The organism is Gemmatimonadota bacterium (genome assembly GCA_016209965.1).
Classification (GTDB): Bacteria; Gemmatimonadota; Gemmatimonadetes; order Longimicrobiales; family RSA9; genus JACQVE01.
Genome location: JACQVE010000223.1, coordinates 1 through 15209, shown reverse-complemented (window position 1 = coordinate 15209; position 15209 = coordinate 1). Strand labels below are relative to the sequence as shown.

The following is a 15209-nucleotide window of genomic DNA, read 5'->3' as shown; positions in this document are numbered from 1 at the left end:
TTCACCCTGAGGCCAGGGGTGTGCTCCTGCTTGCTGAGCGCCATGACCGCGCTATCGCAATCGCGCTGCCGCTCCGCAGAAAGATCGGCATAGCTCTTCTCGAACTGCCCCGACCAGTGCGGCACGAGGAATTTCCGCCGCAGCGCCGCCCGCTGGAGAAGTACCTACTCGGATTATATCCGAGGCTCCACGCCACCGATGCGGGTGACGGCGTGAACGAGCTTGGGCTGGGGTTGGGCGTGTTCGGACAGAGCCGTGTGAACCATTTCTGGTCGTTCGGGGGCGCGCCGGTCTTTGAGACCGGTGGAGGCGAGCCTTTCGGCTACTCCCACCTCAGGGCGTCGGGCAGCGGCGTCTGGTTCGGCCCGCGCGGCAGGACGCTCTAGGCCGGGGCCACCTACGACGACCGGGGGGACCTGGATGCGGGCATCAGCGTCTACTACCCCCTCCACAGGACCATCGACGTGGGCCTCTACGGGCGCTTCTACTACCCCGTCTACGCTCTGAGCTTCGGGCTCTTGCGGGAGGACGACCGGTCGCCGCGCGCACCCGTGCACTCGGGGTTCCTCGGGCTGTCGTACGACAGGCTGCTGAACCACGGGTTCACTGCGTATCTGAACGCGGAGGGAACGGGACGGATCGGGGCCGTCAGTGATTACCGGTTCCTCAAGCTGGATGTCGGATTCACGAAGCTCCTTCGCCTCGCGCCGAGACTCGTGCTCGTGCCAGCCGTGCGGGCAGGTGCAGGTTGGGAGTTGCCGGAGGTAAAGCGCTACGAGCTGGAGGACGTGATGCGGGGATCCGCACTCAGCGGAGAGGGCGATGTGGTCGGGAACCTCTCTGTCGACCTGGTTTTCCCCATCACCTTCGGCCGCAAGCGGAACCTGCTCAACCTCGCCGTCTTCAGGGGCCTGGCCGGTAGTGTGTTTCTGGAGGCCGGTGACGTCTGGGACCGGAACGCCGAGGTGCTGAGGGCAGAGACGCTCCTGGATGATGTGAAAGTGAACGGTGGAGTCGAGTTGAGCGTGCTGTTCACCACGTTCTTCGATATCCGACTCCCGATGAGCTTCGGCTACGGCCACAACCTCTGGAGCGCCCGTGAGGGCGGGATGCGGGATACGGGACGCTTCTATGTGAGGCTTGACACGCCGGTGACTCTTTTCGCGGTGGCGCGTGGCTACTGACCAGCAGCAGCAGGTGGGCTGCCCTTGCTCCCTACGGTGCCCGTTGCCCGAAGAGCCGCGCCGCGTCAAACGGCAAAACGCCCATGTGCCTTGCGGGCGCAATATTGCCGCTTATTTATAAGCCACTACCCGGTTCACGCGGCTTCAGTCCCGGCATCTCCTCGAGAAAAATGTGAGCATCCGGCTGGCGACGCTTGGCGGCCTCAAGATCTTCTCCGGAGACGAAGAGCTGTCCTCGCTTCCCGCCCAGAAGCTGCGCGGCGCCATTCTCGTCTATCTCGCCGTCGAGCGCGAGGCCATGCGCGACTCGTTGCTCGCCCTGCTCTGGCCCGAGCGCGACGATGACCGGGCCCGCCACGCGCTGAACCAGAACATCTACGAGCTGCGGCGCACCCTCGGTGAGGAATGCATCGAGGTGCGTGGCGACCGGCTGCGCGTCTCTGACGAGATCCAGGCCGACGCTCCGGCCTTCGCCCGGGCCGTCGAAGCAGGGGAGACAGAGGCCGCCCTGGCGCTCTATGGCGGGCCGTTCCTGTCCGGCGTCTATCTGGTTGCCAGCCCTGGGTTCGAGGAGTGGGTGGCTCGCCGGCGCGCACAATACGAGCGGCTGCACCGCCGCGCCCGCCGCCAACTGATCGATGCCCGGATGGCCACGGGCGACCTCGCCGCCGCGCTCGCCGTCGCCCGGCAGGGCGCCGAGCTGGATCCGCTGGACGACGAGTCGCAGCACCGCGTCATCGAGCTGCTGGCCGCGCTGGGGCAGCGCAACGAGGCGCTCCGGCATTACGAAGCGTACCGCGAGCGCCTCGCTACCGAAGAGCTCCAGCCGCTCGACGCAACCGAGGAGCTGATCGCCAGCATCCGACGGGGCGACACCGTGCCTTCGACGACGCTACGTCCCCGGCCGGAGCGCGTTGCGCAACCCGAGGCCGAGCGGCCAGAGCCAGCGGCAATGGCGCGGTTCGAGGCGGCGGGACCGGCGAAACTGGCGTGGCGCGCGCGCCGCGTGTGGGTGGGAGTAGGGACGGCCACATTGATCGTGATCGGTGCCGCGCTTGTCACCGAGTGGTCTCGCGGCTCACCGCTGGCCCACCTGCTGGGAGCCGGTGCCGGCCCAGCCCCCGACAGCTCGCGCTACCTGGTCCTGCCTTTCGAGGAGCTGGGCCCGATCCCGGAGGAGCTGAGCCAGGACCAGCGTCTGCACGACGCGCTCGCCCGCTGGCGTGGCCTCTCCCTGGTGGACCGCTTCCAGGTGACCGACGCGGTGGCCCGGCGCGGCGGCGGCTCGCTCTCGGCGCGTAGCGCACGCGAGATCGCGCTCGAGCTCGGCGCCGGCCGCCTCATCCGGGGCGAGGTTTCGCGCGTGGGCAATGCCCTGCGGGTCTACGCCGCACTGTACGATGCCACGCGGCGCAACGCGCTCATGGCCCAGGCGGCCGAACGGCTGAGCGGCGACCTGGCGCCCGCGGACTCGCTGTTTGCAGCCCTCGCGGATTCGCTGCTGCTTGAAGGCGCCGGGTTCAGGGGCAGCCCCGAAGGTTGGCTGAGTACCCGGTCGCTCCCCGCCCGACTCGCTTACGCGCGCGGCCATGCTGCCCTGGAGGGTTGGGACTTCCCAGGCGCTGCCACGGAGTTCCGTGCCGCCACCAGCTCCGACCCCGACTACGCGGAGGCCTACCTCTGGCTGGCGCAGGTGAAGGCATGGGAGGGACAAGGCGCGTCCGAATGGCATGGCCTGGTCGAGCAAGCCGTCGCGCGCCGGGACCGCTTGGCCAGACGAGAACAGCAGCTTGCGGCCGCCCTGCTGGAGCTGGGCGCAGGCGAGTATCAGCGCGCCTGCGAGATTTACCGCGGCCTCGTCGCCATCAATGAACGGGACTTTGCCGGCTGGTTCGGGCTCGGCGAGTGCCACCGCCGGGACAAGGCCGTGATCCGCGATCCATCCAGCGCGTCCGGATGGCGCTTTCAGAGCAGCTATCACCGGGCGGTAGAAGCCTACCGCCGGGCGTTCGTGATCCTGCCGTCGGCACAGAAGGGGTTTCAGGGCGCCGCCTATCAGCGTCTACGCGAGCTGTTTTTTACCTATAGTGGCCAGCTTCGATTAGGCGGGGCGGTGCCGCCCGAGACACTGCGCTTCGCGGCCCGCGCGGCTTGGGAGGCTGACACCCTGGCCTTCGTGCCTTATCCCATCAGCGACGTGTTTGCAGCGCGACCCTGGACCGTGCCAGGATCCGCTGCCGAGGCCATCAGGCGGCAGCGGCAACTCCTTCGAGAGCTCGCAACTACCTGGCTGGCTACTTTTCCTCAGCGCGCCGATGCGCTGGAAGCCTTCGCGATCTCGCTCGAGCTGGTGGCTGACTCATCCGCCATCGGCCTGCTGCGTCGGGCCCGGATGGCGGCAACGGATCCCAGCTACCAACTCAGACTGGCCACACGGGAGATCTGGCTGCTGGTCAAATTTGGCCTGCCCGACCGGCTCGACAACCTGCAGACTGCGCGCAGACTCGGCGACAGCTTACTCGCCCACGTACAACCGGCCTCGCCCGAGGATGCCAGGTCGCTCACCACCATGGCGGCGCTCCTGGGACGCGCCCGCGCCGCAGCCAGGATGGCTCGCCAGGCGGGCCCGCTGTCGCCTCTCGCGACACTGCCGAGCAACCTCGAGGGGGAGGCACAGGCCCTCCTGGTGTACGCGGCTCTGGGGGCCCCGGTCGACAGCATCCGCGAACTGGAAACGAGGATAGATGGCGCGATTCCGCACCTCCTCCTCCCGGCCGAGCAGGCACGCGCTCGGTTCGCGCTCCTGGGGCAAGCTGCGGGCATGGCCTTCCCGGTCTGGAAATCACCAATGCTCGAATCGTTTGGCCGCCAGAGCTACCTCGTGGAAGCGGAAGCCGCTCTGGCAGTCGGCGACCGATCGAAGGCGGCACAGGTCTTCGAACGGTTGCGCACGGCCCGGCGGTCGCTGCCGCCAGGGGAAGTCAGCCTGGATGCCTTGTATGTCGAGGCCTGGCTTCTCGACGCACTGGGCGAGTCCGCCGCCGCCGTGGATTGGCTGGATCGGGGGCTGGAGGCCCTGCCATGGTCCGAGCCGCTGACTTTCGCCAACCTGGCATCGCCTCCCGCGCTGGTGCGCGCCGCGGCGCTCCGGGCTGAGCTGGCGGGAAGGACTGGGGACAAGCAGGTCGCCCGGCGTTGGGCCAGAGCGGTAGCCATCTTATGGTCGGGAGCTGATCCGGCGCTGCGGCCGGTGGTAGACCGGATGCGCAACTTCGACCGGTAGCGGTGAGTCGCGCCACAGCCGTGTTTTCCACACCTCACGGGGAGGCACTATGGAAGCCAACGGTAAGATCCGCCACGCCGGCAAGCGCATACTACTGGTCACCTGGCTCGCCCTCATCTCGGGAGTGACAGGCGCGTGTGACTCGAATGGCGCCGAGGAGCAAAGCGGGCCGTCCTCAGGACCTCACGTGATGAACACAAAGCGCCGTTCGCGCTGCGATTCTTCTGACCGGCAGGCTCAAGAAACCCCCTTCGGCCCCTTTCTGGCAGATACCGCCCTGCCCTATACCGAGCTTCACGACTGCCAGCGGCTCATCCTGCGCGACACGACGTATGGGCCGTTGGCCGGGATCTGGGCTCCCGATAAGCTTGCCTCCTTTACCGCCCTCGATTTCAGGAACGGAGTGGTAGCCGCCGAAATCATCAGCTACGACGAAGCCGCCCCGGATTACGAGGAGCTGGGGATCAGACTCGGCACCAACTGTTTGTGGCTGCAACGCAGCGACCAGGGTGAGTGGAGCGCGGCCATGCGGCACCCTCTGGACAGCGAGGGCAATTGGAGTCCCGCCGGCACCTGTGCCGACAGTTTGGAGCAGCCCGATTTCTCCAACCTCCAGGTCAACCCCGTTGAAGGCGCTGAATATCCGACGGCCGCCCGATGGGGCTGGGATCCCGAGACGTGGACGCAAACCATGGGCGTGCGCTGCCTAGACGCGGCGGGCACAGGCTCCGGCTGGTGCGAGGTGGGAATCGGGGGCTTCCAGCCCGCGGCTCCGCCGCCAGGCCAAGGTGCGAAACGAGAAGGCCGGGGGTGGTACGATGAACAGTACCTGGCCTACTCCGACGGAGACACGTTGAAACCGAGTACGCTGAAGGGGACCATCATACCCGTGGACCGGCTGGAAGACTGGGACGAACCCGATTTCAGGGGCTCAGGTAAGGTGGTTGCCACAATCAGGCTGGAAGGCGATTTGACGCAGAATCAATTGGCCTTGGAATATTACGCACACAAGTTTGACCTTGACGAGCAGGCCCTGCGCTCCGCGCTGCCCGCAGGCGAGATCAAGCTTTGGCTCATCCGCAACGGAAGCGAATGGCAGACTCGATTCCAGCTTCCTGGCGGCCCACTAGGGACCAGTCGCCCGGCTATCCTCTGGAACTGGCATCAAGGCAAGCTGGGATTAGTGCGCTGGAAATGGAATGAAAACGACGAGGGCACCTGGGTACCCTGCGCTTCCGGCTGCTGCGTCGTCTTCGAGTAGCACAGATTCGAGCAGGGGGGCGCATGCCCCTCGCGGCGGGCAGTCGTGCCGACTGCCTTCACATGGTAGCCTCACGAATTGGCCGGCAGGCGACCCAGGGTCGCCCGCCGGCCTACCGCTTTCCGCGCCCCCGCCCCCCTTCGGCTAAGGCACCTCATCTGACCGCCGTCTGATCGCTCGATCTTTGGCCTGATCGCGCTCCGACCGCTCCCTGATCGAACCCTCTTAGCGTGGCTCCCGTCTCGCGGCCGCAGCCCGGCCGCGCCGTGTCACAGCCAATGAGGGGGACCCATGCTCACACCCAGCCAGATCGGAGAGGCCTGCCGCGACCTGTGCGAGTACGGGGTGGTCGCCGTGCAGAGTGAGGCAGACGCGCAGCAGCTCTATCGCGAGCTGGCCGCGCCCGAGTCCGTCCTGAAGCCACAGCCTGCGCCGTGGAACCCCGGCTGGTGGCTGCTCACGCTACGCGCGTACGCGTCATCTACCAACGGCGACGGTGCCCGGCAGCCTCCATCGACCAACGGCACAGCCGCGCCGAGCGGGGGGTCGTCAGCGCCCTCCGAGCGCAGGGAGCAGCGCGCCCAGCCTGTGCCCCGGAAGCCACTCCGGCTGCGGCTGATGCAGCGCTCGGGCACGAGCCCGATCGAGCTGCTGGTCGTGCTCGCGACCATCTCCAGCCTGCTGCTGGTGGCGGTGCCGCGGTTCGGGCGCGCGCTGGACCGCGCGGCCTTCGCCGGGCTGAAGTCGGAACTGAAGAATCTGGCGCTGCAGCAGGAAGTCCAGCACGTGCTGTTCGAGGGGTACACGGACGACCTGGCGCAGCTCGGGTTCACGCCCAGCCCCAACCTGCTGCTCTCTATCGAGTTGCTACCCGCCGACGAGCCCGCGCCGCAGGCCTGGGTAGCCCGCGCCACCTACCGCCGGCTGCGGTCGCCCGGCGGGTGCGTCGTCTATGCCGGCGAAATCGAGCCGCCGCGCACTCCGCTCGGCCGGAAAGCGCTGCAACCCACCGTTCCCACGTGCGACGAGTAGGACCGCGAAAAGCCCGCACAGCCACCCACATGTACCACCCCTCGGCGGGGGCGCCGGCCGGCGCCCCCGCCCCCACCTCGGCCACAATCCCCCTTTGTCAGCCACCAACTCTCTTGCGGCGCGGCGCTCGGTGCTGCACCCTAAAGACGCCCTCCCCCGCGGCTCCTCCTGACCGGAGCCACAAAGTTGAGCATCCGGCTCGTCACTCTCGGCGGTCTGCACTGCTATCGGGATGGCGAGGAGGTCGAAGCCCTCCCCGCGCAGCGCCTGCGCTGCGCGTTGCTCGTTTACCTGGCCCTCGAGCGCGAGGCGAGCCGCGACACGCTGGTAGCGGTCTTCTGGCCCGAGCGCGACGCGGAGCGGTCGCGCCACGCGCTGACCCAGACGCTCTACGAGCTGCGGCGTACGCTGGGTGAGGATTGGGTCGATGCGCAGCCAGATCGAGTTCGGGCCAGCCGGATACTGGGAACGGATGCGGAGGAGTTCGCGCAGGCGCTCGAGCGCGGTGCGCACGGCGAAGCGCTCGCCCTCTATCACGGGGCCTTCCTCCACGGCGTCTATCTCGCCGACAACCCGCAGTTCGAGTCCTGGGTGGACCGGCAGCGCAGCCGGCTCGAGCGGCTGCACCGGCGGGCCCAGCGCGAGTTCCTGGACGGCCGGATCCAGGCCGGGGACCTGGCCGGCGCGCTGGCTGCGGCGCAGCGCTGGGTCGACGTCGAGCCGCTGGAGGACGAGGCGCACCACCGCATCATCGAGCTTCTGGCCCGCACCGGCCAGCGCACAGAGGCGCTGCAGCACTATGAGGCCTACCTCCGGCTCCTGCAGAAAGAGGAGCTTCAGCCGCTCGATCAGACGGAAGCCCTCGTCGCCCGCATCCGGGCCGGGGAGGTGTCTGCAACGGCCGCTGGTTCCGCAGCCGTTCCCTCCCCGGCCCGGCCTGAGCCACGCGATGGGGCCGCTGAACGGGCAACGGCCGCGCTATCGGAGCCCGAACGCCCCGGCCCTGCGGCCACCCCTCGCCCCGTCGCGCGCTGGCGCGCCAGGCTCGTTGCCACCGCACGCAGTCCAGGGGATTTATCAATCCAGAGGTGGATGCGGCTCGCGCTCGCGCCCCTGCTGCTGCTAGTCCTGCTCGCGGCCATCGCGCTCTGGCGACGAGCGGGCTCCGAGGGCGCGGAGGGTGGGGTCAGCATCGTCGTCTTCCCCTTCAACGGCAGCAACACCGCACCCCGGTCGCCGGGGCAACGCGACAGCGAGCTGCACCGTCTGCTGGCGAACGCACTGGACTGGCTGCCCGGGATCCGGGCGCTGGACGGCGCGCCACTCCTCGCGCCCCAGCAGAGCTGGCGCTCGATCTCCTTCCCGGAGTTGCTGCAGCGGGCTGAAGACTGGCGCGCGCGCTACGTCGTCACCGGCGAGGTGCTGAGCGCGCCGGGCGGTGCGACCCTCAGCCTGGACCTCTACTCGCCGGACGGCCAGCGCCTGCTGCGCACCTCGGGCGGAGAGTCGACCGCCCCCAGCGCGCGCGAAGTCGAGCGCCTGGCGCTCGAGTTGGGCCGCGCGGTCGCGCAGCGCGAGGGAACGCCGCTGGGATTGACGCCGGGACTACCGCTCCCCACCACCTCACCGGCAGCGCTGACCCACTTGCTCGAGGGGCAGCGCCGGTTCGGGGCGCGGGACTTCCACGGCGCGACGGAAGCCTTCGCCCGCGCGCTGGCGGCCGACTCGCTTGCCGGCCTCGCCTACAACCGACTGGCTGTGGCCGAGATCTGGCGTTGGGATTACGCCGCTGCGCTGCGCACGCTGGAGGCCGGGCTGGCGCGCCGGGAACGACTCGCGCCGGAGTGGGTGGAGCTACTCGAAGCGCAGCGGCACTCCGTGCGCCGCCACGCGGATAGCGCCACGGCCGCGTTCCAGCGCCTGGTGCTGGTCCATCCGCAGATGATCGACGCCTGGTTCGGGCTGGGCGAGGCGCTGTTCCACTTCGGCGGCGTCGCCGGCTACCGGCCGGCGGACGCGGAGCCGGCGTTCGAGCGCGTGGCCAGCCTGGACAGCGCGTTCGCTCCCTTTTACTACCATCTCGCGGATCTGGCGCTCTACCGCGGCGATCTCGCACAGGCCAGAGCCCACCTGCGGCGCATCCGGCCGGACGCGCTCGAGTATGCCGCTCGCGCGGCCATGCTGAATCTGTACTCCCCCGAGGCCGGGACCCGCGCCAGGGCGCTCGACAAGCTGAGCCGCGCGGACCGCGCCACCATCTCCCAACTCGTGGGCCATTTCGGCCACGGCGGCGCGAATCTGTCCCTGGTGGATACGCTGGCCGCCTACCTGCTGGGGCGCGGCCGCACACCCGATGACCGGGTCCGGGGCGCGCAGTACCGGCTGGTGGCCCGCGCGGCTCAGGGCCGCTGGGCCGAGGCCGTGGCCGGCTGGGACTCGGCGGCCGGCAGCCAGCCCTTTGACCGCTGGATCGTACACGCTTATTTCGCCGGCTACCCAGCGGAGAAGCTCGCCCTCCCCATGCTGGACTGGGCTCGCGCCCTGACCCGGCAGGGTCGCGCCCCCGATTTCACGCGCCCCGCCTACGAGGACGCTCAGGAGGCGTTCCGCGCCCTCGTCCACCACGCCTTCCTGCAGGGCGATTCGGCGGAAGTGCGCCGGCTGCTCGGCCGGCTGGACGAAGCCGCCGGCCACGCCGATGCGGCCGACCCGCTGCCGCCGGCGTTGCGCGCCGCGCTGCTGGCCCGGCTCGAGCTGCTGGCGGGAGATAGCAGCGCTGCCATCCCCTGGCTCGAGGCGGCAGCCGGCCGCGTCGCCGAGCCCATCGTCGCCTTCTTCCCGCACAGCAACATGGCGCCCCAACGGCTGGCGCTGGCCGAGATCCTGACCCGGCAAGGACAGCTCCGTCAGGCCCGCCGCTGGCTCGATTCCTTCGCCCACGGCTGGTCGTTCGGCGATCTGCTGTTCGCTGCGCGCGTCACGGAGCTGCGCGCGCGTCTGGACTTGCAGCAACCCTCGCAATCCGCGCCGCCGCGCCGGCGGACGGAATAGCCTCAACACCTTTCCCGGAGGCACCGATGGCGGACACAGATGAAGCATTGGGAGGCATTGCCTCGGCCACGGACAACGTTCTCACCATGCAGTCTTCCAAGCTGGACCAGGTGAAGCCGGCCTCGGAAGAGGGGTTTTACATGCTGGCCGCGGACTGCTTCGACCTCACCCGCAAGCTGCTCTACATGTACAAGGCGACGCGCAGCTTCGCCACTAAAGCCGATCCGAAGCTGGCCCAGGAGATCCTGAGCGATCACGACTACCTGAACGCTGCGACCGACTGGGAGACCCGGGCGCGACGGGCCGAGAAGGTCATGCTGCGGCTGTACAAGGAGATCCACGCCGAGTACCAGGGGAACCTGCCAATCGCCGCCAGGGGGGACAGCCAGCCGACCGCCTAGCCTAGCCTCCCGGTACGCGGCCCCTGCCGCGGCGACTCCCGCACCCTCCCACGCCCCAGCCCCGCTGAGCCTGCGCTGAGCCGCAGGCCCAGCCGGCTGAGGCTGGCCTGAGCCACGCCTTCCCAACTGAGCCGGTTCTGAGAGTCGGCTGAGACCCGCAGCCTATCCTTCCCTCCACGCTATCGCGGCGCACTATCGCGTCGCCAACTGGAGGAGGCAAGCGTGGCATTTCCGTGGCCCTTCGTACGCCTGAGCAGACGTGCTGCCCTCAAGCATATTGGCCGGGCGGTCATGCTGCTCCTGGCGAGTCAAGCGCTGCTTCTGACCCACAGACGCACGCGCTGCTCCTGGTGGGCAGGAATCATCCTGTTCCTGGGAGCGCAGGCGCTGGCCAACCTCCTACACGCGCCCCTTTCCGCTTGAACGAAGGGGAAATCCCGGCAACCCACGAGGAGGGAGAAATGAATCGCATGGTACAGCAGCCGGATCGCAGGGAGAAGCTCGCCGTCCTGGCGGCCGGCGTCAGCACGGGTCTCTGCTACGCCGCTCTGTTCGTGGCGCTGCTCTACCCGGTCGTCACCATAACTCGCGGCATCGCCTGAGCATACCCTCCCCCGACCCCCGCTTCACACCCACGCCTGTACGCGGGGGCGCCCAGCGGGGCGCCCCCGCACCCGCCCCCCGCCCCCCCTGCGTTTCGGAACTGCCCGCCGCTGGGGTTGCCATGACCAGGACCAGAGCCGCCAGACCATGCCTGCCGCGTCATCGGGCCGGAGCCGCGGCGGGGCGGCGGGCGGGGCTGCGGACCCCAGGCCTGCGAAGGCGTTAGACGTAGCCACGGCAGCCGGGCACCACCCTGGTCGGGACCGCACTCATCTCGTCCAGTGCCCGGGATGCCCGGGACTGCCACGTGGCGCAACCGGCCGTGTGCCGCTAGCTTGCGAAGCAGAACCACCCATCCCGTGCACAAGACCCGTGCCGCAGGGCACTCATGAGGTGTGATCCCGAGCCCGAAGTCGAGGTGGGCAGTGACACCTGCGAACCCCTCTTGGTGAAGCTGCCCGACCACCACGCGTTTTCCAGGTAAATGCGCCGTATCCGCACCTATCACCAGGTCGACGATCCCGCCGGCGCCGAGGTGCTCGAGCAGGTGCTGGCGCAGCAGCACCGGCTCGCCCAAAGGCTTGCACGCGTCCAGTCCACCGTCCTGATCGGCAGCGGCAAGGGCGGCGTGGGCAAGAGCGCCGTGGCCGCCAACCTGGCCGCCGCGCTGGGCGCGCTCGGGCGGCAGGTGGGCGCGGCGGACGCGGACCTGAACGGCCCCTCGCTGGCCCGCATGCTGGGCGCCGCCGGGCAGCCGCTGCGGGTGGTGGACGACGGCGTGGTCCCGGCCACCGGCGCGGCCGGCGTCCGCGTCATGTCCATGGACCTGCTGCTGGCGGCGGAGGACGCGCCGCTGCGCTGGCGGGAACCGGCCCAGGGCGGCTTCATCTGGCAGAGCACGCTGGAGACCGGCGCCGTCCGCGAGTTCCTGGCTGACACCGAGTGGGGCGCACTGGATTACCTGCTGGTGGACACGCCGCCCGGCACGGACAAGCTGGCCCGCCTGCTGGAGCTCCTGCCCCGCCCCGAGGCCGTGCTGCTCGTGACCACGCCCTCCGAGATGTCCCGCTTCGTGGTCGCCAAGTCCGTACGCCAGGTGCGCAACGCGGGCGTGCGCGTCCTGGGCCTGGTCGCCAACATGACCGCCTACGTCTGCGAGCACTGCGGACGAAGCCAGCCGCTGTTCGAGGGCGAAGGCGCGCGCCGCCTGGCCGAGGCCGCGGGTGTCCCGCTCTGGGCCGAGATCCCCTTCGACCCGCGCCTCGCCTCGACGACCGACGCCGGCAGACCGCTGGCGCTGGACGCCGCGGACGCGGGGGCCGGCCGCGCGCTGCGTGAGCTCGCGGAGCGCCTCGAGCACGAGCTCGCCGCGCCCATGCCGAGCCCCGGCCCCAGCCCGAGCCTATGAAGTTCCTCTGCATCCCCTGCGACCGCGTGATGGAATTTGCCGAGCGGCAGATCCCGGGCGACGGCACCATGGCGGCTGTCTTCGGCTGCCCGGCGTGCGGCCGCGAGGTCGCGCTGCTCACCAACCCTATGGAGACCCAGCTCGTGAGCAGTCTGGGCGTGAAGGTGGGCGGCCGCACGGTGCCCGGGCAGCCGCTCGAGCTGGTGCGCAGCAGTCTGGCGGAAGGGCGCGCCGACGTCTTTGCCGAGGGCGACGACGCCGCCGGCGCCGGCGTCGCCTGGAGCGAGGAGGCGGCCACGCGCCTGGCCAACGTGCCCGCCTTCGTGCGCGGCATGGTCAAGCGCATCTACAGGGACTACGCGCGCGAGCGCGGCATCAGCCTCATCACGCCCGCCGTCATGGACCAGGCGCGGTCAGACCTGGGGCTGGAAGGCATGTGACCGCTCACCCGGCTACCCTGAGCGTGCCCAGCTCCCGCTCGACCTGATCCATTGGGCTGTATCGGTGGCGCGCGATTCTCTCGGCACTCCGAGGGTACTCAGGCATCCGCCGGGGCGGGGGGCGCCGGATCATCCACGGCTGCAGGACGCGGGGCAGCGGCGGGGCGAATCTGGCAGCGGTCCCGGGCAGCTAGACAAAAAGGACCTTGACGCTCAGGGGGCGGCATCGCTAACGTGGTGCCGCGCGCTTTCCTCTGTTCTCTCGCGCGCGGCGCCGGCGGGCTCCCGCTGCCGGAGCCGATTTTTCCGTTTTGCAACCGGTTACTGGCTGTAGGGCGCGAGACCGCATGGCCGCGGTATGGCGCAGGTGGCGCCATCACGGGCCGCCCCATACCCCGGGTTTCTCCAAACCCTTTGCCGCGAGGTGCGTATGGCCCCAAACCGAGTAGTGCTCCCCATGCTGGCGCTGGCCGTGCTGGCGGCCGCCTGCCAGGATGCCCGCGAACCGCTGGCGCCGGCCGACGAGCCGGCGGCCGCGCTCGCGCCGCTGCCCCAGCAGCCGTCCACGGATCCGATCGTCCTGGCGCGCAGCATTCCCGGGTTCGGCGGTCTCTTTCTGGACGACGAGGGCCGGCCCACGGTCTACCTGAAGGATGTGGCGCAGGAGGGGCGGGCGCGGCGCGTGCTGGGCGCATTCGCGCGCGTGCACGGCTACGCGCCGTCGGACGTGCGGGTGCTCGAGGCCGACTACGACTACCTCGAGCTGGATCGCTGGTTCAAGCGATCGACGCCGGGCGTCCTGGTGCTGCCCGGCACGGTGTTCACGGACCTGGACGAGGCGCATAACCGGCTGCTGATCGGCGTCGAAGAGGCGGGCCTCGAGCCGGTGATCGAGCAGGTCATGGCCAGGCTGCGTATCCCCAGCGATGCCTTCGAGATCAGCGTGGTGCCGCCCATCCAGTTCGCGGCTACGCTGCGCGACCGCTGGCGGCCGACCATCGGCGGCATCCAGATCCACTTCAGCCGCTTCCTCTGCACGCTGGGGTTCAACGCGTTCGACGGCACGGAGCGCTCCTTCATCACCAACTCGCACTGCACGGAGAAGCAGGGCGGCGTGGAGGGGACGGACTACTTCCAGCCCACCTCCAGCGTCGATCCCACGGTCATTGCCGACGAGGTCGAGGACCCCGTGTACTTCACGGGCGGCGTCTGCCCCAGGGGCAAGAAGTGCCGCTACAGTGACAGCTCGCGGGCGCTGTACCGCAGCGGCACCGACTCGAAGCTGGGCGCGATCGCCCAGACAAGCGGGCCCAACAACGGCGACCTGAACGTGACCGGCGAGTTCAGCATCGGCGGCAAGGGCGACGTCGTCGTGGGCACGGTAGTGAACAAGGTCGGCCGCACCACCGGCTGGACCCAGGGGAAGGTGACCAACACGTGCGTCAACACGAGTGTGCTGGGCACCAACATCATGCAGCTCTGCCAGCACTTCGTTTCCGCGGGCGTCGCCGGCGGCGACAGCGGCTCGCCGGTGTTCACGGGCACGGCCACCGTCACGCTGGTCGGCATACTGTGGGGTGGCACCTCGGACAACAGCACCTTCGTCTTCAGCCCGATCAACCAGGTCGAGCAGGAGCTGGGCACGCTGACGGTCAACTGAGGGAGCGAAGCGACCGAAGTCGACGAACGGGCGGGGCGGCGGGGGCCGCTAGGGGAGTCAACTGAGGGAGCGAAGCGAGCGAAATTCGATACCGCCCCGGGCCGGGAGGGGGCTCCCGGCCCGGGGTTGCTTTCTTGAACACCCAAGTGGATTGGTGAAACGACGCACCCGCATCGCAGCGACCGTTGCCGCCGCACTCCTCACCCTGGCTTGTGCGCCCGAGCGCGCCGACCGCCCTGCGGGCGCGGCCGGCGGCGCCGAGGCGCGTGAGCCGGCGCCCGTGACGCCGGCGCCCGTCGATTCCGTGCGGCTGCGCCTGGACTTGCCGGCGAGTGTCCGGGTCGGCCAGGCCGTGCCCATCCAGCTCCGTATCGAGAACACCAGCGCCAGGGCCGTGGACCTCTACCTCATGGGCCGGCCCATCGCCTTCGACGTGATCGTGAGCAGGGAGGACCGCGTCGTGTGGCGCAGGCTCGAGGGGCAGGTGGTCGCCGCCATACTGCAGATCCGCACGCTCGCGCCGGGCGAGGCGCTGGAGCTGCGAGCGGAGTGGGACCAGCGCGATCATGCCGGCCGGGCCGTGGCGCCCGGGGCCTATCAGGTGGCGGCGGAGGTGAAAACTGACGGCGAGCCGCTCAGGGCCGGGCCGGTCGAGCTGCGGATCCTGCGAAAGCGCTAGGGCTGGCGCTGGGGCCAGGATCCCGAGGCCTGCCGAGCGGACGGCTGGAGGTGGGCCGGCACTCAGCCCTGCAAGGAGCGGAACCTGGCCAGTGGCTTGGCTGAGTGCCGGCCCACCGACCTGGCGCGGCTGCTGCGCGGACCGCGCAACCCCCGAGGCAACGGCGATACAGCGAGCAACGCGAGATGAACACGAACACACCGGGAC

At 69.6% G+C, this 15209-nt stretch carries 13 protein-coding genes; all 13 read left to right on the top strand.

Annotated elements, in window-relative coordinates:
* The first annotated feature begins 20 nt into the window (after positions 1–20).
* Positions 21–386: a hypothetical protein gene (locus HY703_08975; protein ID MBI4545314.1), complete on the top strand. Its 366-nt coding sequence runs from the start codon at positions 21–23 to the stop codon at positions 384–386.
* 78 nt (positions 387–464) lie between these two features.
* Positions 465–1184 carry a hypothetical protein gene (locus tag HY703_08970; GenBank protein MBI4545313.1) on the top strand — a complete coding sequence of 240 codons (720 nt, stop codon included), beginning with the start codon at positions 465–467 and terminating at the stop codon, positions 1182–1184.
* A 172-nt stretch (positions 1185–1356) separates the two neighbouring features.
* Positions 1357–4467 carry a hypothetical protein gene (locus HY703_08965; protein ID MBI4545312.1) on the top strand — a complete coding sequence of 1037 codons (3111 nt, stop codon included), beginning with the start codon at positions 1357–1359 and terminating at the stop codon, positions 4465–4467.
* Between the two features lie 49 nt (positions 4468–4516).
* Positions 4517–5728, top strand: coding sequence for a hypothetical protein (locus HY703_08960; protein ID MBI4545311.1), 1212 nt, complete (start codon positions 4517–4519; stop codon positions 5726–5728).
* A 291-nt stretch (positions 5729–6019) separates the two neighbouring features.
* Positions 6020–6760, top strand: coding sequence for a type II secretion system protein (locus HY703_08955; GenBank protein ID MBI4545310.1), 741 nt, complete (start codon positions 6020–6022; stop codon positions 6758–6760).
* A gap of 186 nt (positions 6761–6946) precedes the next feature.
* A complete protein-coding gene (locus tag HY703_08950; GenBank protein ID MBI4545309.1) occupies positions 6947–9811 on the top strand; it encodes a hypothetical protein in 2865 nt (954 codons plus the stop codon).
* Positions 9812–9837: 26 nt separating this feature from the next.
* Positions 9838–10212 carry a hypothetical protein gene (locus tag HY703_08945; GenBank protein MBI4545308.1) on the top strand — a complete coding sequence of 125 codons (375 nt, stop codon included), beginning with the start codon at positions 9838–9840 and terminating at the stop codon, positions 10210–10212.
* A 222-nt stretch (positions 10213–10434) separates the two neighbouring features.
* Positions 10435–10635, top strand: a complete 201-nt coding sequence (locus HY703_08940) for a hypothetical protein (GenBank protein ID MBI4545307.1) — start codon at positions 10435–10437, stop codon at positions 10633–10635.
* Between the two features lie 38 nt (positions 10636–10673).
* Positions 10674–10814: a hypothetical protein gene (locus HY703_08935; GenBank protein ID MBI4545306.1), complete on the top strand. Its 141-nt coding sequence runs from the start codon at positions 10674–10676 to the stop codon at positions 10812–10814.
* Positions 10815–11299: 485 nt separating this feature from the next.
* Complete coding sequence (locus HY703_08930; protein ID MBI4545305.1) at positions 11300–12223, top strand: P-loop NTPase; 924 nt, start codon at positions 11300–11302, stop codon at positions 12221–12223.
* On the top strand, positions 12220–12663 hold the full coding sequence (locus HY703_08925; GenBank protein MBI4545304.1) for a PCP reductase family protein: 444 nt from the start codon (positions 12220–12222) through the stop codon (positions 12661–12663). Before HY703_08930 ends, HY703_08925 begins: the two co-directional genes overlap by 4 nt.
* A 430-nt stretch (positions 12664–13093) precedes the next feature.
* Positions 13094–14323 carry a hypothetical protein gene (locus HY703_08920; GenBank protein MBI4545303.1) on the top strand — a complete coding sequence of 410 codons (1230 nt, stop codon included), beginning with the start codon at positions 13094–13096 and terminating at the stop codon, positions 14321–14323.
* Between the two features lie 154 nt (positions 14324–14477).
* Complete coding sequence (locus HY703_08915; protein MBI4545302.1) at positions 14478–15002, top strand: hypothetical protein; 525 nt, start codon at positions 14478–14480, stop codon at positions 15000–15002.
* Positions 15003–15209: the final 207 nt, after the last annotated feature.